The 24,610-nt window shown below is 52.0% G+C and carries 19 protein-coding genes and 1 riboswitch; of the genes, 9 read left to right on the top strand and 10 right to left on the bottom strand.

Annotated elements, in window-relative coordinates; all coding sequences use genetic code 11:
• Window positions 1-129: 129 nt before the first annotated feature.
• The 5 genes from cra to leuO all read right to left on the bottom strand — a co-directional run bounded on the left by cra (window position 130) and on the right by leuO (window position 6,966).
• Complete coding sequence (gene cra, locus EVX52_RS11565; RefSeq protein ID WP_129953208.1) at window positions 130-1,134, bottom strand: catabolite repressor/activator; 1,005 nt, start codon at window positions 1,132-1,134, stop codon at window positions 130-132.
• A gap of 166 nt (window positions 1,135-1,300) precedes the next feature.
• Window positions 1,301-1,792, bottom strand: a complete 492-nt coding sequence (gene ilvN, locus EVX52_RS11560) for an acetolactate synthase small subunit (protein ID WP_120132476.1) — start codon at window positions 1,790-1,792, stop codon at window positions 1,301-1,303.
• Between the two features lie 2 nt (window positions 1,793-1,794).
• Window positions 1,795-3,513 (bottom strand): acetolactate synthase 3 large subunit, encoded by a 1,719-nt coding sequence (gene ilvI, locus EVX52_RS11555; RefSeq protein WP_129953209.1) that lies wholly within the window; start codon window positions 3,511-3,513, stop codon window positions 1,795-1,797.
• Between the two features lie 420 nt (window positions 3,514-3,933).
• The gene (locus EVX52_RS11550) at window positions 3,934-5,730 is read right to left on the bottom strand and encodes a long-chain fatty acid--CoA ligase (protein ID WP_129991311.1); all 1,797 of its coding nucleotides are present in this window, start codon (window positions 5,728-5,730) and stop codon (window positions 3,934-3,936) included.
• Between the two features lie 288 nt (window positions 5,731-6,018).
• On the bottom strand, window positions 6,019-6,966 hold the full coding sequence (gene leuO / locus EVX52_RS11545; RefSeq protein ID WP_129953331.1) for a transcriptional regulator LeuO: 948 nt from the start codon (window positions 6,964-6,966) through the stop codon (window positions 6,019-6,021).
• A gap of 746 nt (window positions 6,967-7,712) precedes the next feature.
• Between leuO and leuA the strand changes: the two genes are divergently transcribed.
• From leuA to leuD, 4 genes are read left to right on the top strand one after another with little or no spacing between them, the layout of a single operon-like run.
• Window positions 7,713-9,302, top strand: a complete 1,590-nt coding sequence (leuA, locus tag EVX52_RS11535; protein ID WP_129991310.1) for a 2-isopropylmalate synthase — start codon at window positions 7,713-7,715, stop codon at window positions 9,300-9,302.
• 2 nt (window positions 9,303-9,304) lie between these two features.
• A complete protein-coding gene (gene leuB / locus EVX52_RS11530; RefSeq protein WP_129991309.1) occupies window positions 9,305-10,396 on the top strand; it encodes a 3-isopropylmalate dehydrogenase in 1,092 nt (363 codons plus the stop codon).
• Between the two features lies 1 nt (window position 10,397).
• A complete protein-coding gene (leuC, locus tag EVX52_RS11525; protein ID WP_129991308.1) occupies window positions 10,398-11,798 on the top strand; it encodes a 3-isopropylmalate dehydratase large subunit in 1,401 nt (466 codons plus the stop codon).
• Window positions 11,799-11,809: 11 nt separating this feature from the next.
• Window positions 11,810-12,412 carry a 3-isopropylmalate dehydratase small subunit gene (leuD, locus tag EVX52_RS11520; protein ID WP_129991307.1) on the top strand — a complete coding sequence of 201 codons (603 nt, stop codon included), beginning with the start codon at window positions 11,810-11,812 and terminating at the stop codon, window positions 12,410-12,412.
• Between the two features lie 83 nt (window positions 12,413-12,495).
• On the opposite strand, the gene EVX52_RS11515 is transcribed toward leuD, so the two are convergent.
• The 4 genes from EVX52_RS11515 to sgrT all read right to left on the bottom strand — a co-directional run bounded on the left by EVX52_RS11515 (window position 12,496) and on the right by sgrT (window position 15,780).
• Window positions 12,496-13,185, bottom strand: coding sequence for a hypothetical protein (locus tag EVX52_RS11515; protein WP_129953214.1), 690 nt, complete (start codon window positions 13,183-13,185; stop codon window positions 12,496-12,498).
• Window positions 13,186-13,362: 177 nt separating this feature from the next.
• A complete protein-coding gene (locus EVX52_RS11510) occupies window positions 13,363-13,941 on the bottom strand; it encodes a hypothetical protein (RefSeq protein WP_240782835.1) in 579 nt (192 codons plus the stop codon).
• Window positions 13,942-14,163: 222 nt separating this feature from the next.
• A complete protein-coding gene (locus EVX52_RS11505; RefSeq protein WP_129991306.1) occupies window positions 14,164-15,327 on the bottom strand; it encodes an MFS transporter in 1,164 nt (387 codons plus the stop codon).
• 267 nt (window positions 15,328-15,594) lie between these two features.
• On the bottom strand, window positions 15,595-15,780 hold the full coding sequence (sgrT, locus tag EVX52_RS11500) for a glucose uptake inhibitor SgrT (protein ID WP_129953216.1): 186 nt from the start codon (window positions 15,778-15,780) through the stop codon (window positions 15,595-15,597).
• 102 nt (window positions 15,781-15,882) lie between these two features.
• Between sgrT and sgrR the strand changes: the two genes are divergently transcribed.
• The 4 genes from sgrR to thiQ all read left to right on the top strand — a co-directional run bounded on the left by sgrR (window position 15,883) and on the right by thiQ (window position 21,121).
• Window positions 15,883-17,544: an HTH-type transcriptional regulator SgrR gene (sgrR, locus tag EVX52_RS11495; RefSeq protein WP_129953217.1), complete on the top strand. Its 1,662-nt coding sequence runs from the start codon at window positions 15,883-15,885 to the stop codon at window positions 17,542-17,544.
• Between the two features lie 40 nt (window positions 17,545-17,584).
• A riboswitch (TPP riboswitch) is annotated at window positions 17,585-17,814 on the top strand.
• Between the two features lie 43 nt (window positions 17,815-17,857).
• Window positions 17,858-18,841 carry a thiamine ABC transporter substrate binding subunit gene (thiB, locus tag EVX52_RS11490; RefSeq protein ID WP_129953218.1) on the top strand — a complete coding sequence of 328 codons (984 nt, stop codon included), beginning with the start codon at window positions 17,858-17,860 and terminating at the stop codon, window positions 18,839-18,841.
• A complete protein-coding gene (gene thiP, locus EVX52_RS11485; protein ID WP_129953219.1) occupies window positions 18,817-20,427 on the top strand; it encodes a thiamine/thiamine pyrophosphate ABC transporter permease ThiP in 1,611 nt (536 codons plus the stop codon). The genes thiB and thiP overlap by 25 nt, the downstream gene beginning before the upstream one ends.
• Window positions 20,411-21,121: a thiamine ABC transporter ATP-binding protein ThiQ gene (gene thiQ / locus EVX52_RS11480; protein WP_129953220.1), complete on the top strand. Its 711-nt coding sequence runs from the start codon at window positions 20,411-20,413 to the stop codon at window positions 21,119-21,121. Before thiP ends, thiQ begins: the two co-directional genes overlap by 17 nt.
• Here thiQ and EVX52_RS11475 read toward each other — a convergent pair.
• Window positions 21,111-21,878, bottom strand: coding sequence for a DedA family protein (locus EVX52_RS11475; RefSeq protein WP_129953221.1), 768 nt, complete (start codon window positions 21,876-21,878; stop codon window positions 21,111-21,113). The genes thiQ and EVX52_RS11475 overlap by 11 nt on opposite strands.
• 310 nt (window positions 21,879-22,188) lie before the next feature.
• Between EVX52_RS11475 and EVX52_RS11470 the strand changes: the two genes are divergently transcribed.
• Window positions 22,189-24,531 carry a DNA polymerase II gene (locus EVX52_RS11470; protein WP_129953222.1) on the top strand — a complete coding sequence of 781 codons (2,343 nt, stop codon included), beginning with the start codon at window positions 22,189-22,191 and terminating at the stop codon, window positions 24,529-24,531.
• The last annotated feature ends 79 nt before the right edge of the window (window positions 24,532-24,610 follow it).

Genomic DNA, 24,610 nt, shown 5'->3' with positions numbered 1-24,610 from the left:
CCCGTTAAAGTCATATGGGAATTTTCGTATTTTGATTATAAGAACCGGTGAGACAAATTATCGGAAGGTTTAACGCGATTCAGCAACGAAGAAAGAGTCGGGCAGTCATTATGAATGCCCGCCTGCTGATTATTTTCGGCTCAGACGGCCCCGGCGGAACAAATTACGCCGGATACGGGTTAGCCCTGCTTTCGGCTTTTTAGGTTCATCCAGACAAGCCAGAACCAGTTCAAGCACGCGTTCAGCCACATCGCGATGACGCTGCGCCACGGCCAGAACCGGGCATTCAAGGAAATCGAGCAGTTCGTTATCACCAAATGTGGCGATAGCCAGATCGACCGGCAAACGTCCTTCCGTCTTTAACGTAACATCCATCACGCCCTGCAGCAGCTGGAATGATGTCGTGAATAACGCCTGTGGCATCGGGTTCGTTTTCAACCATTCGGCAAACACAATCGCCGCAGATTCACGATCATACGCATTCGCATAAAGATATTTTGGCTGACGTGGATCTTCAGCCCATGCCTGACGGAACCCCTGCTCACGCAGAAAACTCACGGAAAGCTCAGGCAGCGCACCAAGATACAATACCGATTCAGCAGGGAACGAGCGCAGTTCCTGCGCCAGCATCAGTGCATCGTCCTGATCGGCTCCCACAACACTAATGAAATGTTCAGGATCAAGAGCGCGATCAAGTGCAATGATCGGGAAATCGTTGTTGGCCCAGCGCTGATAGAAAGGATGTTCCGGCGGTAACGACGTGGAAATGATGATTGCATCGACCTGACGTTGCAGCAAATGCTCGATGCAGCGCATCTCATTGTCAGGCTGATCTTCAGAACAGGCGATCAGCAGCTGATAACCCCGCTGACGGGCCTGACGTTCCAGGAAGTTCGCGATTTTGGTGTAGCTGGTATTTTCCAGATCCGGGATCACCAGGCCAATAGAACGGGTGCGACCGGCGCGTAGGCCCGCTGCCACCGCATTCGGGTGATAGTTATGTTCCTTCACGACAGCCATCACTTTTTCGACTGTCTTATCGCTGACACGATACTGTTTCGCTTTGCCATTAATGACATAACTGGCCGTTGTACGCGAAACGCCCGCTAACCTCGCGATCTCATCCAGCTTCACTGAGAAAACCCCTTAATAAAGATAATGCTTTATCTAACCGCAGAAGCCCCTGCCGGGCAAGGTGTTTTACCGAATCGCTTCACCAGATTCGCAAAAATAAAGCCCGGCTCAGCAGCCGGGCTTGTATATATCAGATAAGTTTCACATCTTGCTGATTATTTACACTTTAGCGCATGATCTTGTCGCCACGGGAAACGCCAACTACACCGGAGCGTGCAACTTCGACGATTTCAGCCACATCACGAATACTGGCCAAAAACGCGTCAAGCTTGTCGCTGGTACCCGCCAGCTGAACGGTGTAAAGCGTTGGCGTGACATCGACGATCTGCCCGCGGAAAATCTCGGTTGAACGCTTCACTTCTTCGCGGCCATAACCCGAAGCCTGCACCTTCACCAGCATGATTTCACGCTCAACGTGAGCGCCCTGCACCAGCTCGGTCACTCGTAAGACGTCCACAAGCTTATGGAGCTGCTTTTCTATCTGCTCGAGTACTTTGGCATCACCCACGGTCTGAATGGTCATACGTGACAGCGTGGGATCATCCGTCGGTGCAACGGTCAGGCTTTCAATGTTGTAGCCACGCTGAGAGAACAGGCCAACAACGCGGGACAATGCCCCCGATTCATTTTCCAGTAATACTGATAAAATCCGGCGCATGATCAGGTCCTCTCCGTTTTGCTTAACCACATTTCGTCCATCGCACCGCCACGGATGTGCATCGGGTAAACGTGTTCTGTTTCATCCACGCTGATATCAACAAATACCAGACGGTTTTTCTGTTCCAGCGCCAGCGCCAGCTTGCTTTCCAGCTCATCAGGCGTGCGGATAGCAATACCCACATGCCCGTAAGCTTCCGCCAGTTTCACGAAATCAGGCAGCGATTGCATGTAAGACTGGGAATGGCGACCGGAGTAAATCATGTCCTGCCACTGCTTCACCATGCCAAGATAACCATTGTTCAGGTTCACAACGATCACCGGCAAATCATATTGCAGCGCGGTTGACAGCTCCTGAATGTTCATCTGAATACTGCCGTCACCGGTAACACAAATTACCGTTTCATCCGGCAGGCCGAGTTTCACACCCAGCGCAGCGGGCAGTCCAAAGCCCATCGTGCCGAGCCCCCCCGAGTTGATCCAGCGACGCGGTTTGTCGAACTTATAATACAACGCGGCAAACATCTGGTGCTGCCCGACGTCCGACGTCACATACGCATCACCCTGAGTCAGGCGATGCAACGTTTCGATAACGGCCTGTGGCTTGATGGTACCGGTATTTTTGTCGTAACTCAGGCACTCACGCCCGCGCCAGTTCTCAATATTTTGCCACCAGTCGCGCAGGGCATCGAATTCCTGCTTTTCATCGCTTTGTGCCAGTAATTCCAGCATCTGAACCAGCGTCTGTTTTGCATCGCCCACGATCGGAATATCAGCATTCACGGTTTTGGAAATGGACGTCGGGTCGATATCAATGTGCATAACCGTCGCATTCGGGCAGTACTTCGCCAGATTGTTGGTGGTGCGGTCATCGAAACGCACCCCCACCCCGAAGATCAGATCGGCGTTATGCATCGCCATATTGGCTTCGTAAGTACCGTGCATGCCGAGCATACCGAGGCTCTGGCGATGAGTGCCAGGAAATGCGCCCAGCCCCATCAGGGAACTTGTGACAGGCAGATTCAGTTTCTCCGCCAGTTGCAGCAGTTCAGCGTCACATTCAGAATTAACCGCACCGCCGCCCACGTACAGCACCGGTTTCTTCGCCGCCAGTAATGTCTGAACCGCGCGTTTGATTTGCCCGCGATGGCCTTGCACCGTCGGGTTATAAGAGCGCATCGCAACCTGTTCGGGATAGGCGTAAGGCAGTTTAATCTGCGGATTCACTACGTCTTTTGGCAGGTCGACAACCACCGGGCCAGGACGGCCGGTAGAGGCAAGATAAAACGCTTTTTTCAGTACAGTCGGAATATCTTCCGCACGTTTTACCAGAAAGCTGTGTTTTACCACCGGGCGGGAAATCCCCACCATGTCGCATTCCTGAAATGCGTCATAACCGATCAGCGAACTGTGTACCTGGCCGGACAGCACCACTAACGGAATGGAATCCATATAAGCCGTGGCAATACCGGTGATAGCATTGGTTGCGCCGGGGCCAGAAGTTACCAGCACGACGCCCACGTCACCCGTAGCACGCGCATAACCGTCCGCCATATGAACCGCACCCTGTTCATGTCTCACCAGCACATGATCTATCCCACCGACCGTATGCAGGGCATCATAAATATCCAACACCGCACCGCCGGGATAACCGAATACGTGCTTTACGCCCTGGTCGATTAATGACCGGACGACCATCTCGGCTCCTGACAACATCTCCATGGTTTTGCCTCCAGGCTTTTTGCTTCTTCTATAGGATGACTTTTGCTTCAGCTAGCTGTTCTATCAGCAGCGATTTCAACATAAATCGCTGAATTTTAGGACTTTCTATCGGGCTTACTACACCCTGCTGTTCTTATTAGCGTTCAAGAATCTAACTCAGTACCTTAGCGTCAGAACCCGAGTCAGGCAAACGCCAAAAATTCTGTGCAGACAGAATTTTATCGCCTCACACTGCCTTCATTCTTTCGTTCGGGACAAAACACTGCCTGCGCGCATTAACCAGTCAGAAATATCAGGGAGGCTGGAAAAATTACAGTATTAAATTATGTCTGTAAGGGAGGTAAAACGAAGGGAAAAACCGGCGAAGTGACAGGCACCGGTGATTCAGAAAAGAAAATGATGAAGCGGACGGGTGAAGCATTACTCCTGATAAAGCTGATCGATTTCCTTCTGATAACGGCTGAAAATGATTTTGCGGCGCAGTTTAAGGGTTGGCGTCAGTTCCCCGGCCTCCATCGTGAAAGGTTTGGTCAGCAATACAAACTTTTTCACCTGCTCAAAACCGGCCAGATCATGCTGTATCTCACGTAACTGATGAGCAAACAGCGAGAGGATTTGCGCATTTTTCACCAGCCCGGCGCGATTGAAGTAATCGATATGGTGCGCCTGGGCATAGACATTCAGCACATCAAAATCAGGCACGATCAGCGCGGAAACAAAGTGCCGTTCATCGGCGATAACGGCTGCCTGCTCAATATAACGATCCTGAACCAGCGTGCCTTCGATACGCTGTGGAGCAATGTATTTACCCCCGGACGTTTTCATCAGATCTTTCAGCCGCTCAGTAATGAATACGTTACCTTGTGCATCCATTTTCCCGGCATCACCGGTTTTGAACCAGCCGTCAGCGGTGAAGCTGGCCGCCGTCTCTTCCGGCTTATTGAAATAACCACGCAGTAAAGTCGGACCGCGAACCTGAATTTCATTCTCCCCGCCGATCCGCACTTCGATCTCTGGTAATGCCGTACCGACAGAACCAAAGCGGAAGTCATTTTCCTCCCAGCAGGTCACCGTCGCGCAGGTTTCCGTCAGGCCGTAGCCATATTTGATGTTCAGGCCGAGTGATTCGAAAAAAAGAATGACGTTGTCATCCAGACTCGCACCGGCGGCAGGCAGAAAGCGCAGATTACCTCCCAGCAAATCACGCAACTTTTTCAGCACCAGCTTATCAGCGAGAAAATGTGCGGGCGTCAGCCAAAACGGATGACGCCCGCCACGACGTTCGATCAGAAACTTCTCTTTACCCTGTGCGACGGCCCAGTGGAAAAGCCGCTTTTTGAGGGGGCCCGCGCGGGCGACTTTGTCGTGGATCGCGCTGAACACTTTTTCATAGAAACGCGGAACCGCACACATTACCGTCGGTTTAATGGCCTGCAAGGCCTCACGCACCAGATCGGTTTCGCGCAGGAAGACATTTTGCGCACCGCTATGCATCACGAAGAAACTCCACGCGCGTTCAAAAACATGCGCAAGCGGCAGGAAGCAGAGGGAAACATCATGTTCAGTAATACTCAGACGCTTTTCATGCTGCATCAGTTGCGTCGCCATGCTGCGATAATCCAGCATCACACCTTTTGCTTCTCCGGTGGTACCGGAGGTATAGATAAGCGTGAACAGATCATCGAGGTTACGGGCATTGATCCGCACTTCACGCTCAGCAGCTAAAGCCGCATCCTGCGGAACGACGCCAGAAACATGCCGGGCAATCGGTACGCCACGTAACTCGACCTCATTGTCCAGCACCAGAATATGTTTCAGTTGCGGACAGAGATCACGTACGGCCACCGCTGCGTCATATTGCTTCTGGCCGATGACAAACAAAATACGGATATCCGCATCATTGAGGACATACGCAGACTGCGCGGGGGTATTAGTTGCATAAACCGGCACGGTGATCGCACGCAATTGCAAGATCGCCAGGTCTGCCGTCGCCCAGGCTATCGAATTATTCCCACAAATGGCGATGCGTTCCTGAACGCCAACGTGTTCCTGCAATAACACATCGGATAAGGCATCCACCTTTCCGCCAAGCTCACGCCAGGTCAGGGCGGATGTCACCGCCGGGGACCACTCGCGAAATGCAGTCTGTTCAGCACGGGCACTGACTTGCTGACGGAAACGGGTTATCTGATGGTAATCATTTAAGGTTGGATTCATTGAGCGTTTATACCGGCGTCAGGCGTAGTCAGTAAAAGGGAGGGAGCTCACTGCGTTGCTCTGTTACAAAAATTTAACGCAGTCTACCGGCAAATATTGCACGGTGAAATGAAATTGTAGGAGCAGCAGCAGGGTTTTGGGAAGATGCCCCGGAAATCCGATGACGAAAAAAAACCTGCAGGGCATTAACGAGGAAAAAACCTGCAGGATAAAAAACCTTGTGAAGAAGAGCAGGCAGCCACTTTCGCTGCAATCACAGCCGCAAAAAACATCGTAAAGACTGTCTGATTACAGAGAAACAACACACTGGCTCAATAATGTTTTCATCCACATATTGCCTTTGTCTTTGCTGGAGGATTCATGCCAGGAAAGATAACATGTGAGTGTATTTTTCATCCACGGTAGCGGAATGACTGACAAATTAAGTATTCCGGCATTTGCCTGTGCCAGCCAGCGCGGCACCAGCGCAACCATGTCGGTTTTGGAGACAATTTCCATAACACTAAATAAATCAGTTCCCTGATAGGAAATCAACGAAACTAACTCAGAGTCGTCGTAATAAGGAGAGCTGAACGAGTAGAACCGGTCCATCATCATGACAGCATGTTTTTCTTTCAGATATTTTTCATCTGACATATGCGGACTGATACGGGGATGATTTTGCGCTGCAACCAGAACCAGCTCATCATTGAATAAAGCTTGATTGCAAAAATCAGCACGTTCAAACTTACGATAACTGATCACAAATTCTATATTCTGATAACGCAACTGATGTTCAATATCATCGTTCACAATGGTCTGTAGTTTAACACTGACACCCGGTGATAATTCTTCTGCAGCATTCAACACCTGGCTGGTGAAGCGTTTATCGAGCGGGCTGCAAATAGCGACATTAAACTGGCGCGTACTGAGGAAAGGGTCAAAACCTGCCCCCGGTAATTCATTCATCACGAGCTGCAAGGCCTGTCTGACAGGGCCAAAAAGCTGACGCGCGCGCATTGTTGGTTGGATCCCACGCCCGAAACGCACAAATAAGTCATCGTTAAACATTACTTTTAAACGGGCAACGGCATTACTGACCGCCGGCTGGGACATCCCCAACATATTGGCCGCACGTGTAATATTTTGTAATTGCATCACGGCATCAAAAACTGTTAACAAATTTAAATCAACATTGCGAAGGTGCGTTTCTGCCTCAGCAGGTTTAGGGTGAATTTCTGTATCGGCGTCAGACATGATATCCCTCATAATTGACATTCGAATCCAAATAAAAATGATTATCTTCAATAATCTATTTTATAAAGCGCGGCATTGAGATGACATTGGGGAACATAAATATCGGCAGAGAAAACACGCTATATTCTCATCAATTCATTTTTTAGAAAAATATGAATTTTTGTTTCCAATAATCAGAAACAGAAATGCAAATTTTATTTCCCGCAAAGAAACTTATGATATAAGACAGCAAAATATTTTTGGAAACAACATTTGAAAAATGAATAATAAGTTAAGCCAAACTAAATCACTTTTAAACCACTGTATTAAATAGAGTATTTATCCCGACAATGGCGAACATGGCATTTTTTTTGTTGTTGTTTTTTTACGACCCTTGTTAAAACGTCGGCATGCCGAGGACTTCATTAATACCAGAGTTTTATGCTAAATGAGAGTGAATATCATCATGCCAATTTTCTGGAATTTCCACACAGTGAAGGTTGACATACCGCACACATTCCCGTATCACTTTAGTCACTGTTTGAACGAAAGCCGTTCTGACCACCCCATGATGAGAAGCTGAAAACACATGTTCAAGATGACCCGTCTCCTAGGCCTACTACTCAACGCAGAATATATGCGCGGTAAGCCAGTGGGCGAAAATCAGAACTGATTCAACTTCCACAGACAATAAACCCGCGCCGATGCGCGGGTTTTTTTTTATCTCCCCGCAGGGCGCGAAAATAAAAGCAGACAAGGAATAACCCATGAGCGAGCAAGTCATTATTTTCGATACCACGCTGCGTGACGGTGAACAGGCGTTACAAGCCAGCCTGAGTGTTAAAGAGAAGATTCAAATTGCAATGGCGCTGGAAAGAATGGGCGTTGATGTGATGGAAGTCGGCTTCCCGGTCTCCTCTCCCGGTGATTTCGAGTCTGTACAAACTATTGCGCGCCAGATTAAAAACAGCCGTGTTTGTGGTCTGGCCCGTTGCGTAGACGGTGATATTGACGCCGCCGCCGAAGCATTGCGCGTGGCAGAGGCCTTCCGCATTCACGTATTCCTGGCCACTTCTACCCTGCACATTGAATCTAAACTGAAACGTTCATTTGATCAGGTGCTGGAGATGGCCACACACTCCGTAAAACGCGCCCGTAACTATACCGATGACGTTGAATTCTCGTGCGAAGATGCAGGCCGGACCCCGCTGGATAACCTGTGCCGTGTGGTAGAAGCTGCGATTAAAGCCGGTGCGACCACCATCAACATCCCCGACACTGTCGGTTACACCACGCCGGTTCAGTTCGGTGGCATCATCACCAATTTGTATGAGCGCGTGCCCAATATTGATAAGGCGATTATCTCTGTGCATTGCCACGATGATCTGGGCATGGCAGTCGGTAACTCCATCGCTGCGATTCAGGCCGGTGCGCGGCAGGTGGAAGGCACGCTGAATGGTATCGGTGAACGCGCCGGTAACACCGCGCTGGAAGAGGTGATCATGGCGATCCGCACCCGCAGTGACTACATGAACGTTCACACCAACATCAATCACAAAGAAATCTACCGTACCAGCCAGATTGTCAGCCAGATCAGTAACATGCCTATCCCGGGCAATAAAGCCATTGTCGGCTCTAATGCCTTCGCACACTCTTCAGGTATCCATCAGGATGGCGTGCTGAAAAACCGCGAAAACTACGAAATCATGACACCGGAATCCATTGGCCTGAACCAGGTTCAACTGAACCTGACTTCCCGTTCCGGCCGTGCTGCCGTTAAACATCGTATGGAAGAAATGGGCTACAAAGAATCCGATTACAACCTGGATCATCTGTATGCCGCATTCCTGAAACTGGCGGACAAAAAAGGCCAGGTTTTCGACTACGATTTAGAAGCGCTGGTCTTCATTAACAAGCAGCAGGAAGAGCCTGAATTCTACCGCCTGGATAACTTTAGTGTGCAGTCCGGCTCTAAGATTACCGCCACCGCGTCAGTTAATCTGGCCTGTGGCGAAGAAATCATTACCGAAGCCGCCACCGGCAACGGCCCGGTTGACGCCGTTTATCAGGCCATCAACCGCATCACCGGTTATCAGATTGAACTGGTGAAATACCAGCTGAGCGCCAAAGGTCAGGGCCGCGATGCGCTGGGCCAGGTTGACGTGGTCGTCTCCTTCAATGGCCGCCGCTTCCACGGTGTCGGGCTGGCGACAGACATTGTCGAATCCTCCGCAAAAGCGATGGTACATGTACTGAATAACATCTGGCGCAGCAAACAAGTTGAGATCGAAAAGCAACGTTTGCAGCAGACAGGTCAGCAACACAACAACATTCAAAATAATCAGGAAACGGTGTGAACATGAGCAAGACCCATCATATTGCCGTCTTACCCGGAGACGGAGTTGGCCCGGAAGTCATGGCCCAGGCATACAAAGTGCTGGATGCCGTACGTCAGCGTTTTGGCCTGAAGATCACCACCAGCGAATACGATGTGGGTGGCGCAGCCATCGACAAACACGGCAGTCCCTTGCCGCCAGCGACCGTCGCCGGTTGCGAACAAGCTGATGCGATCCTGTTTGGCTCCGTGGGTGGCCCGAAGTGGGAACATCTGCCCCCGAACGATCAGCCTGAGCGTGGCGCATTATTGCCCCTGCGTAAACATTTCAAGTTGTTCAGCAATCTGCGCCCTGCCCGCCTGTATCAGGGGCTGGAAGAGTTTTGTCCGCTGCGTGCCGATATCGCCGCAAAAGGTTTCGACATTCTGTGTGTCCGCGAACTGACAGGCGGTATTTACTTCGGTCAGCCTAAAGGCCGCGAAGGTCAGGGCATGCACGAGAAAGCGTTTGATACCGAAGTATATTACCGCTTTGAGATTGAACGTATCGCCCGCATCGCCTTTGAATCGGCGCGCAAACGCCGCAGTAAAGTGACCTCCATCGATAAAGCCAACGTCTTGCAGACTTCGATTATGTGGCGCGAAGTGGTGAATGAAATCGCCAAAGATTATCCGGATGTCAGCCTGAGCCACATGTATATCGATAACGCGACCATGCAGCTGATTAAAGATCCGTCGCAGTTTGACGTGTTGCTGTGTTCAAACCTGTTCGGCGACATCCTGTCGGACGAATGCGCGATGATCACCGGTTCGATGGGGATGCTGCCTTCAGCCAGCATGAACGAGCAGGCGTTTGGTCTGTTTGAACCCGCGGGCGGCTCAGCGCCGGATATCGCCGGTAAAAACATTGCCAACCCGATTGCACAAATTCTGTCTGCCGCGCTGTTACTGCGTTACAGCCTGGGCGCTGATGACGCGGCCAATGCTATCGAGCAGGCCGTTAATAAAGCACTGGAAGCAGGCCACCGCACCGGTGATTTGGCTAACGGCCAGCAGGCGCTGGGTACCAGTGAAATGGGCGATATCATTGCCCGCTTTGTAAAAGAAGGGGCATAACATGGCCAAGACTCTGTATCAGAAATTGTTTGATGCGCATGTGGTTTACGAAGCGCAAAACGAAACGCCATTGTTATACATTGACCGCCACCTGGTTCACGAAGTGACCTCCCCGCAGGCGTTCGATGGCCTGCGTGCGATGGGCCGTCAGGTACGTCAGCCGGGTAAAACGTTTGCGACCATGGATCACAACGTGTCCACGCAAACTAAAGACATCAATGCGAGCGGCGAAATGGCACGCATTCAGATGCAGGAATTAATCAAGAACTGTGCTGAATTCGGCGTGCAGTTGTATGACCTGAACCACCCGTATCAGGGCATCGTTCACGTTATCGGCCCTGAGCAGGGCATGACTTTGCCGGGCATGACGATTGTCTGCGGCGATTCCCATACCGCCACACACGGTGCATTTGGCTCACTGGCTTTCGGTATCGGGACTTCTGAAGTTGAACACGTTCTGGCGACACAAACCCTGAAACAGGGCCGCGCCAAAACAATGAAAATCGAAGTAACCGGCGAAGCACCTGTGGGTATCACGGCGAAAGATATCGTTCTGGCCATTATCGGTAAAACCGGCAGCGCGGGCGGTACCGGTCATGTGGTGGAGTTCTGCGGTAAAGCCATCGAGCGGCTGTCCATGGAAGGCCGGATGACCCTGTGCAACATGGCGATTGAAATGGGTGCTAAGGCCGGTCTGGTTGCGCCGGACGAAACCACGTTTGCCTATCTGAAAGGACGTCAGTTTGCGCCGAAGGACCAGAACTGGGACGCGGCAGTGGAATACTGGAAAACCCTGAAAACAGAAGAGGGTGCGAAATTCGACAGCGTTGTGACGCTGGATGCCTCCGAAATAGCACCGCAAGTCACGTGGGGCACCAACCCGGGTCAGGTAATGGCTGTGAATCAAACCATCCCTTATCCTGCCTCGTTTGCTGATCCGGTAGAACGTGCATCGGCTGAAAAAGCCCTGGCGTATATGGATTTGCAGCCGGGCATTAAACTGACCGACGTGGCGATTGATAAAGTCTTCATCGGTTCCTGCACCAACTCACGCATCGAAGACTTACGCGCTGCGGCAGCGATAGCCCAGGGTCGTAAAGTCGCCAGCGGTGTGCAGGCCATCGTGGTCCCTGGCTCCGGCCCGGTAAAAGCGCAGGCTGAAGAAGAAGGTCTGGATAAAATCTTCATCGAAGCCGGTTTCGAATGGCGTCTGCCAGGCTGTTCTATGTGCCTGGCGATGAATAATGACCGCCTGGAACCGGGTGAGCGTTGCGCATCCACCAGCAACCGTAACTTTGAAGGCCGTCAGGGTCGTGGCGGCCGTACGCATCTGGTCAGTCCGGCAATGGCGGCGGCGGCGGCTGTCACCGGCCGTTTCGCTGATATCCGTGAACTGAACTGAGGAAAAACACCATGGCTAAATTTACCCAACACATCGGTCTGGTGGTTCCGCTGGATGCAGCTAACGTCGATACCGATGCCATCATTCCCAAACAGTTTTTGCAGAAAGTGACCCGTACCGGTTTCGGCCAGCATCTGTTTAATGACTGGCGTTTTCTGGACGATGCCGGTCAGGTGCCAAACCCTGATTTCGTGCTGAACAAGCCGCGTTACAAAGGCGCGAGCATTTTACTGGCACGCGAAAACTTTGGTTGCGGTTCTTCCCGCGAACATGCGCCCTGGGCGCTGACCGATTACGGCTTCCATGCGGTGATCGCGCCAAGCTTTGCCGATATTTTCTACGGTAATTCTTTCAACAACCAGTTGCTGCCCATCACCCTGAGCGAAGCAGAAATCGACGAGTTGTTTGAACTGGTAAAAAACAACGAAGGTATTCAGTTCGAAGTAGATCTGGAAGCGCAAACCGTCAAAGCAGGCGATAAAACCTATCCGTTCGTCATCGACAGCTTCCGCCGTCACTGCATGATCAACGGTCTGGACAGCATCGGCCTGACGTTGCAGCACGAAACAAACATCTCCAGCTACGAGAAAAATCAGCCTGCCTTTATGCGCTAATTATTTACTGGCCTGCGAAGAAAAAGCAAAAGCGGGAAATCCTCCCGCTTTTGCGCATGGCAAGTCTCTTTTTCCTGACAGACTCATGTTATCTGCAAGCGTCTTGTGATCGTTATCTCGCTTAGAGGCATAACATTCTTGTACTTCCCTGATAAGAACTGAGCAATTTCCAGCATGGGATATCTTGTAATCGTCTTAAATAAACCGAAGTTGGGATCGAGGAAAAAAGCCTCGAACTCACTATGACGAAATGCAGCGACGGCATGGAATGCCGCTTTATCCTCTCCTTTTGTGAAACGGAATGAAATGATCACGCCTGAGATGGTTTTTTTATCTCTGTACGCCTCCATCCCCTTAAATGACATAAAATCACTTCGCTCCCTCAGCGAGTAATGCAGTCCCGGAATACCGGTTATTTTTCCTTTTTCCTGCTGATGCGCATTTTTATAGTTCACCGTGACTTCGTCATACGTTAACGCATCAAAGCTGTTCAAGTGATTCTCCTGATAACGCCTGGCATAGTTTTTTTGCTTCCTCATCGCCCGTTCGAAAAGCAGACGTTGACGGGCGGCATCTGCAGGTAACAGAGCTTTTTTATCAGCAGACGGTACGGATGAAAACCATCCGGACAACCAGCGGCCGGAGGGCTGTAATGGCCGTTCTTTTATAATGTCGCCCAGCCAGGTCAGACAAAAGCCAAAACAACATCCCTTAGCTTGTTGCTCAGCAAGAAACGACGCATAATTTTTTTCTATAGAAATAATATTAATCATATTAAAAAACTTCCAATGTTTTTATTCAACTGCGGGTGCTGCGCGTAAAACCGCCACTTTTTTATTAATTATTCCTGGTAACTATAAATTCTAATAATGACACTACCTCCTTGTATAGTTTATTAATATATTTAGTGATATCCCGCATAGGATAAGAAGATGATGTTTTAAATAACCCTAAATTGGGATCGAGAAAAAATATTCCGTGGCGTTGTAGCGAAAAGCCGCGACGGGATGGTAGCCGATCTCACCCGGTATCTCAGAAAACCGGAAAGCAATGATCGCCCCGGTGAGAGGGTGAGCGTGACCAAAAATATTTAAGCCGTTAAACAACATGAAATCATTACGTGCTATCAGACGATATTGTAATCCAGGAACACCGGTTATTTTTTCCTTTTCTGCCTGACGGAAAATTTTGTAATTAACAAAGGCCTCATGGCGTCCTGTCTGACGTTTCGGATCCTGCTGACTCTCCCTGCAGCTTTTCAGATAGCTCTCATGCCGTCGGTATGCCCGCTCCAGTAATAGCCTTAGCTTCACAGTATCAGAGGGGATTGAGGCTTTCTTATCCGGTGTCAGTGGCGGGGAAAACCAACCGGAAAGCCAGCCGGAAAACCAGCTGCCCATTTTCTGTGCTGGCCGTTCTTTTAATATATCACCAAGCCAGGCCAGACATAAACCAATACAAACGCTCTCAGATTTCTTCTCATCAATAAATGAATTATATGTTTTCCTTATAAGTACACCCGGAATCATATTTTTCCCCTTTGTCACTATATTAGAAAGCCGATAATATAGCCACTTCCTTTAATTATCCAGACGGTAAGGAGGATTAGAGGGGGAGAAGAATGTTTATTCCTGAGGGAGAATCCAGATAACTAATAAAAATTAAGTCATTGCAGAAACTTGAAAAACTAAATGTATTATTCAGTTGAATAGGTTAAAGAGCGAATTAATCGCTCTTTAAGCCCACGTCATTCACACGTCTTTGACTTTATACATCAGCCCGAGCGCCACCACCGCCAGCACAGTCGCCGCCCAGTACACCGGATAGTGGCCGAAGTTTTCCACGATAAAGCCCTGCAACAACCCCGCGCAAATCACACCAGTGGAGATGCTGTTAGTGAACAGTGTGGTCGCTGAACCCGCCCTTCCCGGCATCAGATCCTGAAAATATAACATTCCGATCCCGGCGACGATGCCGATGAAAATCGCGTTGAACAATTGCAGGATCATCAGCGCGGCTTTGAACTGAAACGCCACCAGTCCGGCATAGAAAATCACACCGCTTACCACGGCATACAGCATCAGCTTGCGTTTACCAGTACGTTTGACCAGATAACCCGCCAGCAACATCGCCGGAATTTCCAGTCCGGCAGCGGTTCCCATCAGCAGCCCCGCCAGCCCTTCCGGCAGCCCTAAATCACTGGTGATGTACAGCGGCATATCAATGACATACATGATATTGCAGGTCCACATCAGCAGGGAGGAAAAGAACAACAGCCGCACATCTTTGTTGCGCCAGGCGCTAACCGGCACCACTTTTTCATCCACCGGTTGTTCAAGGCGCGGCACTGACGGCAGGAAGAAAAGGATCATTAATATGCTGCCGACAAACACTGCGGCGGCACTCAGGTACATCGGCGTAAAGCCGTAATTCAGCGCCAGCATAAAAGAGAGCGGCGGGCCCAGCACCCACGCCAGCGAGAGCATCGCACGCATCATCGAGCTGAACATCACCACTTCACTGGCGGAGCGATCGGCATGTTCACGCGCCAGCGCAAAGAGCTGCGGCATCGACGCATTGCCTATCGCCGCCAGCAATACGCCGACGGTGATCAGCACCAGATAATCGCGGCTAAAGGCAAATACCAGGCTGTTACCCAGCGCCATCAGGCAGCAGAACATCAGCAATTTCCGCCGGTCGCCTTTGTTATCGGAACGGTTAGCCAGCAGAAAGCTGATCGCGATCCCCGCCAGCGCATTGACGGTATAGAAGAAGCCAACCCACAACGGGCGGACTTTCACTTCGTTGGTCAGAAACAAGCTGAGTGTGGGCGCCTGCAGCGCCCCTGCAATACCACACAGCAAGGACACCACCAGAAAGGTGACATAAATGGCATTAATACGAGGTTTTGACATAACGTCGTCCCTGAGAAATGAATGTCTTACGGCAAAACATACAGTGTATACCCAAACAGTTCGGGTTGCAGAACGGCGGCAATCGCGCGAATCCCGATGAGCTGACATAAGTCCCTGATTCGGGTGAGCAAGAGCAACCAACGCATCTGCAGCTTGAAATGTGAAGGGGATAATGTGCATAAAAAAACCAGTGAGTTACCTCACTGGCTGGTGACAATACACCATTACTCAGAAAATCGGATTCGGTTGCCGTTGTGATACGGGGGTTTACATCCGCTGACGGTATTCCTCGTCATTCATGGAATCCATATCCCACTGCGTCAGCCGCGCCAGAATATCCATCCGGTACTGCACCGGCACCCATGACAGCCAGTCAGCACGGTTTTTCTCCGCGCCTTGTCTGATGGCCTTGAAGTAAAACTGATAAAAACGGGCAGTTAACTGGCGTTTCATGCTGACCTCCGGTCATTCACAACAGGCTTTGGTTGAGAAACAGTATCGGAGTAATATGGGGAAAGATAAATTGATGAAAATCGCTCACGGAGTTCCTCTTTTATGCCCTCGTCCCGTTTGCAACAACAATTCATCCGCTTGTGGCAAAGTTGTCACGGTGAAGACACCGAAACTACCTTACAGGCGTTGTCTGAGGTTCTGAACTGCTCGCGCAGACATATGCGATCGTTGCTCAGCACCATGCAGCAACGGGGCTGGCTGACGTGGGATGCTGAAGCCGGACGCGGCAAACGATCTACCCTGCGTTTTTTGTATACCGGGCTGGCACTCCAGCAACAGCGCGCCGAGGAGTTGCTGGAACAAGATAGCATTGATCAACTGGTGCAACTGGTCGGCGACAAAACGAGGGTGCGTCAGATGCTGCTGTCACAGCTCGGACGCAGTTTTCGCCAGGGCAAACATATCCTGCGCGTGTTGTATTACCGTCCGCTGATTAACCTGCTGCCCGGCACTATGTTGCGCCGTTCAGAAACCCATATTGCCAGACAGATCTTCAGCGGTCTGACACGCATAAATGAGGAAAATGGGGAAGCAGAAGGCGATTTAGCCCATCACTGGCAGAAAGTTTCTCCGCTACACTGGCGGTTTTATCTGCGTCCCGCCATTCATTTTCATCACGGCCGTGAACTCGGGATGGCGGATATCATCACTACTTTTATGCGCCTGAAATCGCATCCGTTGTTCAGCAACCTGAAGTCGGTCACAACGCCCACGCCGAATGTCATCGATATCCATCTGAATGAACCCGATCGCTGGCTGCCATGGCTGTTCGGCAATATCCACGCCATGATCCTGCCACAGGAATGGCAGTCCCTGCCTGATTTTGCCCGCCATCCGGTCGGCACCGGTCCTTACGCCGTGGTACGTAATATTAAAACGCAGCTGCGCATCCGCGCCTTTGACGATTATTTTGGCTTCCGGGCGCTTATTGATGAAGTGAATATCTGGGTACTACCGGAACTGAGTGAAGAGCTGGTGCATTCCGGCGTGCAGCTTCAGGCCGATGAATCCGGCAAAAGCGAGCTGGAAAGCCGCCTTGAAGAAGGCTGCTATTTCCTGCTTTTTGACCAGCGCTCACCGGTCGGACAATCAGAAGAAACACGCCAGTGGTTGTGCGATTTACTCAATCCCATCGCTCTGCTGAATAATGCGGAACCCATTTATCAGCGCTACTGGTCCCCGGCGTACGGCCTTTTGCCGCGATGGCATCATAAAGCGCCGCAGCCGCGTCCGCCCAGACCGCAAAATCTGACGCAGATAACACTGACATTTTACGGCGAGCACTCCGAACATCAGGCCATTTGTAATGCGCTGAAACCGCTGCTGGTGGCTGAAGGTATCGAACTGATTACTCAGGTAGTGGATTACGCAGTCTGGCACCGCGGCGACGCTAAAAGTGATGTATGGCTCGGCAGTGCCAACTTCACCCTGCCGCTGGAGTTTTCATTATTCGCGCATTTCTACGAATTGCCACTGGCCAGGCATTGCTTCAGCGAAGAGATGAACGACGATGCCGCGCAGTGGCACGCAGGGAACTTATCGATGGCGACATGGAGTCAGAAACAGACGGTCAGCCATCAGATCCACCCGCTGTTCCATCACTGGCTGGTATTGCAGGGTCAACGCAGTATGCGCGGCGTGCGCATGAATACCCTCGGCTGGTTCGACTTTAAATCCGCCTGGTTTGCGCCACCTGACAGTTAATCGGACTATCGCATCGCGCCGTTAATCACTAGAATGACATCCGTTCTCAACGGGGTGCCCGACTTGTTAAAGCAGCGATGTAAACGCCGCGAGCAAGTGTTCAGCCGGTGAAGGCCAGCGCGGAGAAAGCAGAGCGTACACAAAGTACGTGAGCATTTCGAGCACTGCCCGACGCCGGATCAACACCTGCGCAGCAAGTTTGGCTGAGATATAGACCCGTCGAACCTGATCCGGTTGATACCGGCGGAGGGATTTGAGACTGCGCGATGCTCACTCAAAATCCTTTGCCCTTTCATTTTTTTGGAGCGCAAAGTTGAAAAAATTATTGTCCTGCCTGCTGTTACTTTCTGCACCTGCATTGGCTGCAAAACCTGTTCTGACGGTATACACCTACGATTCTTTCTCTGCCGACTGGGGCCCCGGTCCGGCCATTAAAAAGGCCTTTGAGGCGCAATGCGGCTGTGAACTGAAATACGTGGCGCTGGAAGATGGCGTATCTTTGCTGAACCGTCTGCGGATGGAAGGTAAAAACAGCAAAGCTGATGTCGTCCTCGGTCTGGATAACAACCTGCTGCAGGCGGCAGAACAAACCGGTTTATTTGCCAAAGCGCCGAAAACCAGCGCCACACTGACAGTGCCGGGTGGCTGGAATGACAGCACGTTCGTGCCTTACGATTACGGCTATTTCGCGTTCGTCTATGACAAAAATAAACTCAAGAACCCGCCAAAAAGCCTTGATGAGCTGATTAACAGCGACCAGAAATGGAAAGTTATTTATGAGGATCCGCGCACCAGCACGCCGGGTCTGGGCCTGATGCTGTGGATGCAAAAAGTTTATGGCGACAAAGCCCCGCTAGCCTGGCAAAAACTGGCGAAGAAAACCGTTACCGTCACCAAAGGCTGGAGCGAGGCTTACGGTTTATTCCTCAAAGGCGAAAGCGATCTGGTACTGAGCTACACCACCTCTCCGGCATACCATATTGTTGAAGAGAAGAAAGATAACTACGCCGCAGCGGACTTCACTGAAGGTCATTATATGCAGGTTGAAGTTGCAGGGCAGCTGGCAAACAGCAGGCAACCGAAACTGGCTGAACAGTTCATGAAGTTCGTCACCACGGAAGATTTCCAGAAAGTGATCCCGACCGGCAACTGGATGTATCCGGTCGTGAATACGCCGTTGCCTGACGCCTTTAAACAGCTGACCGTGCCAGCGAAATCCCTGCAATACAGCGCACAGGATGTCGCCACTCACCGCAGCCAGTGGATTCAGGCATGGCAGAACGCCGTCAGCCGTTGATCCCGCGCTGGCTGTGGCCGGGGGTCATCGCGTCGCTGGCTATGTTGCTGGTGGCCGCACTGGCCTTAGGCTCTCTGTGGCGTCATGCGCCACAGATGAGCGGCCCCGCCCTCTGGCAGGATCCTTATCTCTGGCACGTGATCCGCTTTACCTTCTGGCAGGCGCTGCTTTCAGCGCTATGCTCAGTGCTGCCGGCCATTTTGCTGGCCCGCACGTTGTTCCGTCGCCGTTTTCCCGGCCGCCAGCTGTTATTGCGCTTATGCGCGATGACGCTGGTATTGCCAGTTTTGGTGGCGGTGTTTGGCATTCTCAGTGTCTACGGCAGGCAGGGCTGGCTGGCGCAGATTTGCGGCTGGCTGGGCATGGATTATCATTTCTCGCCCTATGGATTACAGGGGATTTTGCTGGCGCACGTGTTTTTCAATCTGCCGCTGGCGACCCGTCTTTTAGTGCAGGCACTGGAAAATATCGCTGTTGAACAGCGCCAGCTGGCCGCCCAACTGGGCATGAATGTCTGGCAGCAATTCCGCTTCGTGGAATGGCCCGCGTTGCGCCGGCAGATTTTCCCCGCTGCCGCCTTAATTTTTATGCTGTGTTTCGCCAGCTTCGCCACCGTCCTTTCCCTGGGCGGCGGTCCGCAGGCGACGACCATTGAACTCGCCATTTATCAGGCGCTGAGCTACGACTACGATTTAAGCCGCGCGGCTAGCCTGGCGCTGATCCAGCTATTTTGTTGTCTGGCCCTGGTATTGCTCAGTCAGAAACTCAGTCAGGCGTTGCCGGTCGGGCAAACGCATTCTCAGCGCTGGCGTAATCCCGACGATTCCTGGCCGCGCCGCATCGCCGATGCCGTGCTGATTGGCCTCGCGTTGCTGCTGATCCTGCCGCCGTTACTCGCCGTGATTACTGATGGCGTAAACCGGGCAGCCGTGGGTGTTTTGCAGCAACCCGCACTCTGGCAGGCATTATGGACATCAGTACGTATCGCGCTGGGCAGCGGATTATTGTGTGTGCTGCTGACCATGATGCTGCTGTGGAGCAGCCGCGAACTGCGTTTACGCCAGAGAAACAGCTGGGCACAGGCGATGGATATGAGCGGTATGCTGATCCTCGCAATGCCGGGTATTGTGCTGGCCACCGGCTTTTTTCTGCTGCTCGGCGATACCCTGGGTTTACCGCAGTCCCCCTGGCCGCTGGTGATCCTCACGAATGCGCTGATGGCCGTACCTTATGCGTTAAAAGTGCTGGATAACCCGATGCGCGACGTGGCAGATCGTTACACGCTGCTGTGCCTTTCGCTGGATATGCACGGCTGGTATCGGCTGCGCCGGGTTGAACTCAGCGCACTGAAACGTCCGCTTGCGCAGGCACTGGCGTTTGCCTGTGTGCTTTCGCTGGGGGATTTCGGTGTCATTGCCTTGTTCGGCAATGAGAATTTCCGCACCCTGCCGTTTTATCTGTATCAGCAGATCGGCTCCTACCGCAGCCAGGATGGTGCGGTGACGGCGCTGTTATTACTGCTGCTATGCTTTCTGTTATTCACTCTGATTGAGAAACTGCCGGGCCGCCATGCTGACGCTGAATAAACTGACGTATTTGTACGAACATCTGCCGATGCGCTTCGATTTACACATCGATGCCGGTGAACGTGTGGCGATCCTTGGCCCGAGCGGCGCAGGGAAAAGTACCCTGCTGAGTCTGGTCGCCGGTTTTCTGGCACCGGTCAGCGGAAAGATCCTGCTCAACGGCGCAGATCACAGCACAACACCTCCGGCCAGGCGTCCGGTGTCGATGCTGTTTCAGGAAAATAACCTGTTCTCGCATCTGACGGTGCGTCAGAACATGGGGCTGGGATTACATCCGGGGCTGAAACTGACCGCGCAACAGAAGCAGGAACTTGAAAACATCGCGCAACAGGTCGGGCTGGCCGAATGTCTGGACCGGCTGCCGTCGCAGCTGTCCGGCGGCCAGCGTCAGCGTGTGGCACTGGCGCGTTGTCTGCTGCGCAGCCAGCCGGTTTTACTGCTTGATGAACCCTTTTCCGCACTCGATCCGGCGCTGCGCAGTGAGATGCTCACGTTGCTGGATAAGGTATGCGGGCAACGTAATCTTACCCTGCTGATGGTGTCACACAATCTCGATGATGCCGCAAGGATTGCACCGCGAACGCTGCTGATTGTTGACGGCCGGATTTTTTACGACGGGCCGACGCAGGCGCTGGCCAACGGCAGTGCACCGCAGGCCAGAGTGTTAGGAATAACACCGGGGATCAGCGGGTGATCACTTTCCACAGCAAATGACCATAAACCGGCATCATCGGCTGTTTGCTCAACATCACCAGGCTCACGGCTGTCGCCACAAGACTCAGTACACAAGCCACGCGCAGACGCGGTAATGGCAACCATTTATTCATCGCGTCAGGTGAGCTTTTCCCCGAACGGATCCAGCGCCACAGCAACCAGGCACTCAGCCAGATCAATACCACGGCAGCAAACAACATCCATTTGAATACCGAACTGTTGTGGCTGGCCGGAATATCAATGGCAACGCCTGCCAGAATGCCTGGCAGAAAATACACCGGTGGCCAGGTGATGCAGCCGATAATATTCGGCGGTGCAAATTTATACGGCGGCAAATTCAGCATACCGGCAACCATCGGCACCAGCGGACGTGTTGGCCCGATGAAGCGGCCGATAATCACTGTCGCAAAACTGTGGCGATCCAGCGCGTAACCGGTTTTATCCAGTAAAGACTGGTAACGCCTGAGGAAACGCCAGCGATGCAGCGGCTCCTTGAAACCACGGCCAATAAAATACGAGGCCCAGTCACCGAAGAAACATCCCAGTCCCGCAGCCAGCCAGGCTTCGTACAGTCCCACCTGACCGCTGCCGATCAGCGTCCCCAGCGTCGCCATCATGACAGTACCCGGAAGGATCAGGCCCACCAGCGCCAGCGACTCGAAGAAGGCCACCACGGCGACAATAATTAATGCAAAGCCCACCGACTGAGCGACCAGATGTTGTAGATAGGCTTCCATAAATTCCCAAAATTGAGTGATGACTGCGCAAATTACGCAGCGTACAAATGAGACAAGTGTAAGTTTTCTGCATTCTCATTGTAGTAAATACATTAAGCGGCTGAATTGTCAGTGCACGAACTATCACAGTCAACCGGGTAATTGTATGCGTATTTGGCAGAAACCTGAGCCGTAGACAAAGACTGTATAAATAACCATACTCTGTCTCAGGCTCTTATTTGTTTATCTCTACCGTTTCGAGGCGCTTATTACTTCCACCTTTGTTCGTCCCGCTTCAGCCAACAATGACACCCTGCCGCTTCAGGGATTTGTGCTGACCCGCCACTGGCGCGACACGCCGCGCGGTACGGAGGTGGAATTGTGGCTGGCGACCGATCAAGGGCCGCAAAAGGTGCGCCTGCCTTTACAGGAATCAGTGGCGTTTATTCCGGCCGCGCAGCGCACGGCGGCGGAGCGAATTCTCACCGATGAAAAAAATGTCAGCCTGCGTGAATTACCGCTACAGGATTTCCATTCCCGGCCGGTTCTCGGGCTGTATTGCCCGCAACACCGCCAGCTGATGCGGATAGAAAAACTGCTGAAAGAAAACGGCGTTAATGTTTTCGAAGCGGATATCCGCCCGCCTGAACGCTTTCTGATGGAGCGCTATATTACCGCGCCGGTCTGGTTTAGCGGCAAACCCGGGCCGGACAAGCTGCTGCTCGACACGAGAATGAAACCAGCGGAGGGTTACCGCCCGCCGCTAAAACTGTGTTCTCTGGATATCGAAACCAGCGGCAACGGCGAGTTGTACTGCATCGGGCTGGAAGGCTGCGGGCAGCGACACGTGTATATGCTTGGTCCGCCTAACGGCGATCCGGACAGTCAGTTTGATTTCAATCTGGTGTATGTTGACAGCCGCCCGCAGTTGCTGGAAAAGCTTAATGAGTGGCTGGAAACTTACGATCCCGACGCCATCATCGGCTGGAGCGTAGTGCAGTTTGACCTGCGTGTTTTGCAAAAGCATGCTGACCGCTACAAAATTCCGCTGAAATTCGGGCGCGGTGGTGGTGAACTGGAGTGGCGTGAACACGGTTTCAAACAGGGGCATTTTTTTGCTGCAGCGGCTGGCCGCCTGATCATCGACGGCATTGAAGCACTGAAATCGGCGTTCTGGAACTTCAGCTCATTCAGTCTGGAATTCGTCTCGCAAAGTTTATTAGGCGAAGGCAAGGCCAGCGACAATCCTTATCAGCGGCTGGCCGAAATCGAACAGCGTTTTCGGGAAGATAAACCGGCGCTGGCACGCTATAACCTCAAAGACTGCGAACTGGTAACGCGTATTTTCGCCAAAACCGAACTGATGCCGTTTTTGCTGGAACGCGCCTCGGTCACCGGTCTGGCCGTGGATCGCAGCGGCGGATCAGTGGCGGCCTTTACTCATCTTTATTTACCCCGCATGCACCGCGCCGGGTACGTCGCGCCCAATCTGGGTGAATTGCAGGGCGAAATGAGTCCCGGCGGCTTTGTGATGGATTCGCGTCCCGGTTTGTATGATTCGGTGCTGGTACTTGATTATAAAAGTCTGTACCCGTCAATTATCCGCACTTTCCTGATCGACCCGGTCGGGCTGGTTGCCGGTCTGCAACAACCGGATGATGAACATTCGGTACCAGGCTATCGCAACGCCCGCTTCTCACGCGAAAAACATTGTCTGCCGGAAATCGTCCGCCAGATTTGGATGGGTCGCGAAGAAGCCAAGAAACAGAAAAACAAACCGCTTTCGCAGGCACTCAAAATCATCATGAATGCTTTTTACGGCGTGCTCGGCTCCAGCGGCTGCCGCTTCTTTGATCCGCGTCTCGCCTCTTCCATTACCCTGCGCGGACACGACATTATGCGCCAGACCCGCGAACTGATTGAAGCCGAGGGTTATCAGGTGATTTACGGTGATACCGATTCTACCTTTGTCTGGCTGAATAAAGCCCGTTCGCAGGAAGACGCCAACGCGATTGGCCGCCGTCTGGTAGAACAGGTGAATGCCTGGTGGAAAGCGCATCTGCAACAGGCATACGGGCTGGAAAGCGCGCTGGAGCTGGAATTCGAAACGCATTATCAGCGTTTCCTGATGCCGACCATTCGTGGCTCAGAAACCGGCAGCAAAAAGCGCTATGCCGGGCTGGTGAATGATGCAGACGGTGAGCACATCGTTTATAAAGGGCTGGAAACCGTGCGCACCGACTGGACGAAGCTGGCACAGGAGTTCCAGCAGGAATTGTATCAGCGCATATTTCACCGTCAGCCATATCAGGATTACGTGCGCGACTATGTGGCACGTACCCTCAGCGGAGAATTTGACGACAAACTGGTGTACCGCAAACGTCTGCGCCGTAAGCTGAGCGATTATGAAAAAAATGTGCCCCCACATGTTCGCGCCGCGCGGCTGGCCGATGACTATAACGCACTGCATGGCCGGGCAAAGCAGTACCAGAATGGCGGCTGGATCAGCTATGTAATGACCACGTCCGGCCCAGAACCGCTGGAAAATCGGCAGTCCCCTGTCGATTACGATCACTACATCGAGCGTCAGCTGGAACCGGTCGCCGATGGCATTTTGCCTTTCCTTCACGATGATTTTGCTACACTGATTACAGGTCAGATGGGTTTATTTTAAACAAAAGAAGGTGCTGCTCTTGTGATTCACAGGTGACGAATCGCTTACCTTCCATTACCATAGCGCCCTTTCCCATTTC

This window comes from Rahnella sp. CFA14(1/10) (assembly GCF_004195095.1).
GTDB classification, from domain to species: Bacteria; Pseudomonadota; Gammaproteobacteria; order Enterobacterales; family Enterobacteriaceae; genus Rahnella; species Rahnella perminowiae.
The sequence above is the reverse complement of the archived record's forward strand: the minus strand, read 5'-3'. Positions and strand labels throughout refer to the sequence as shown.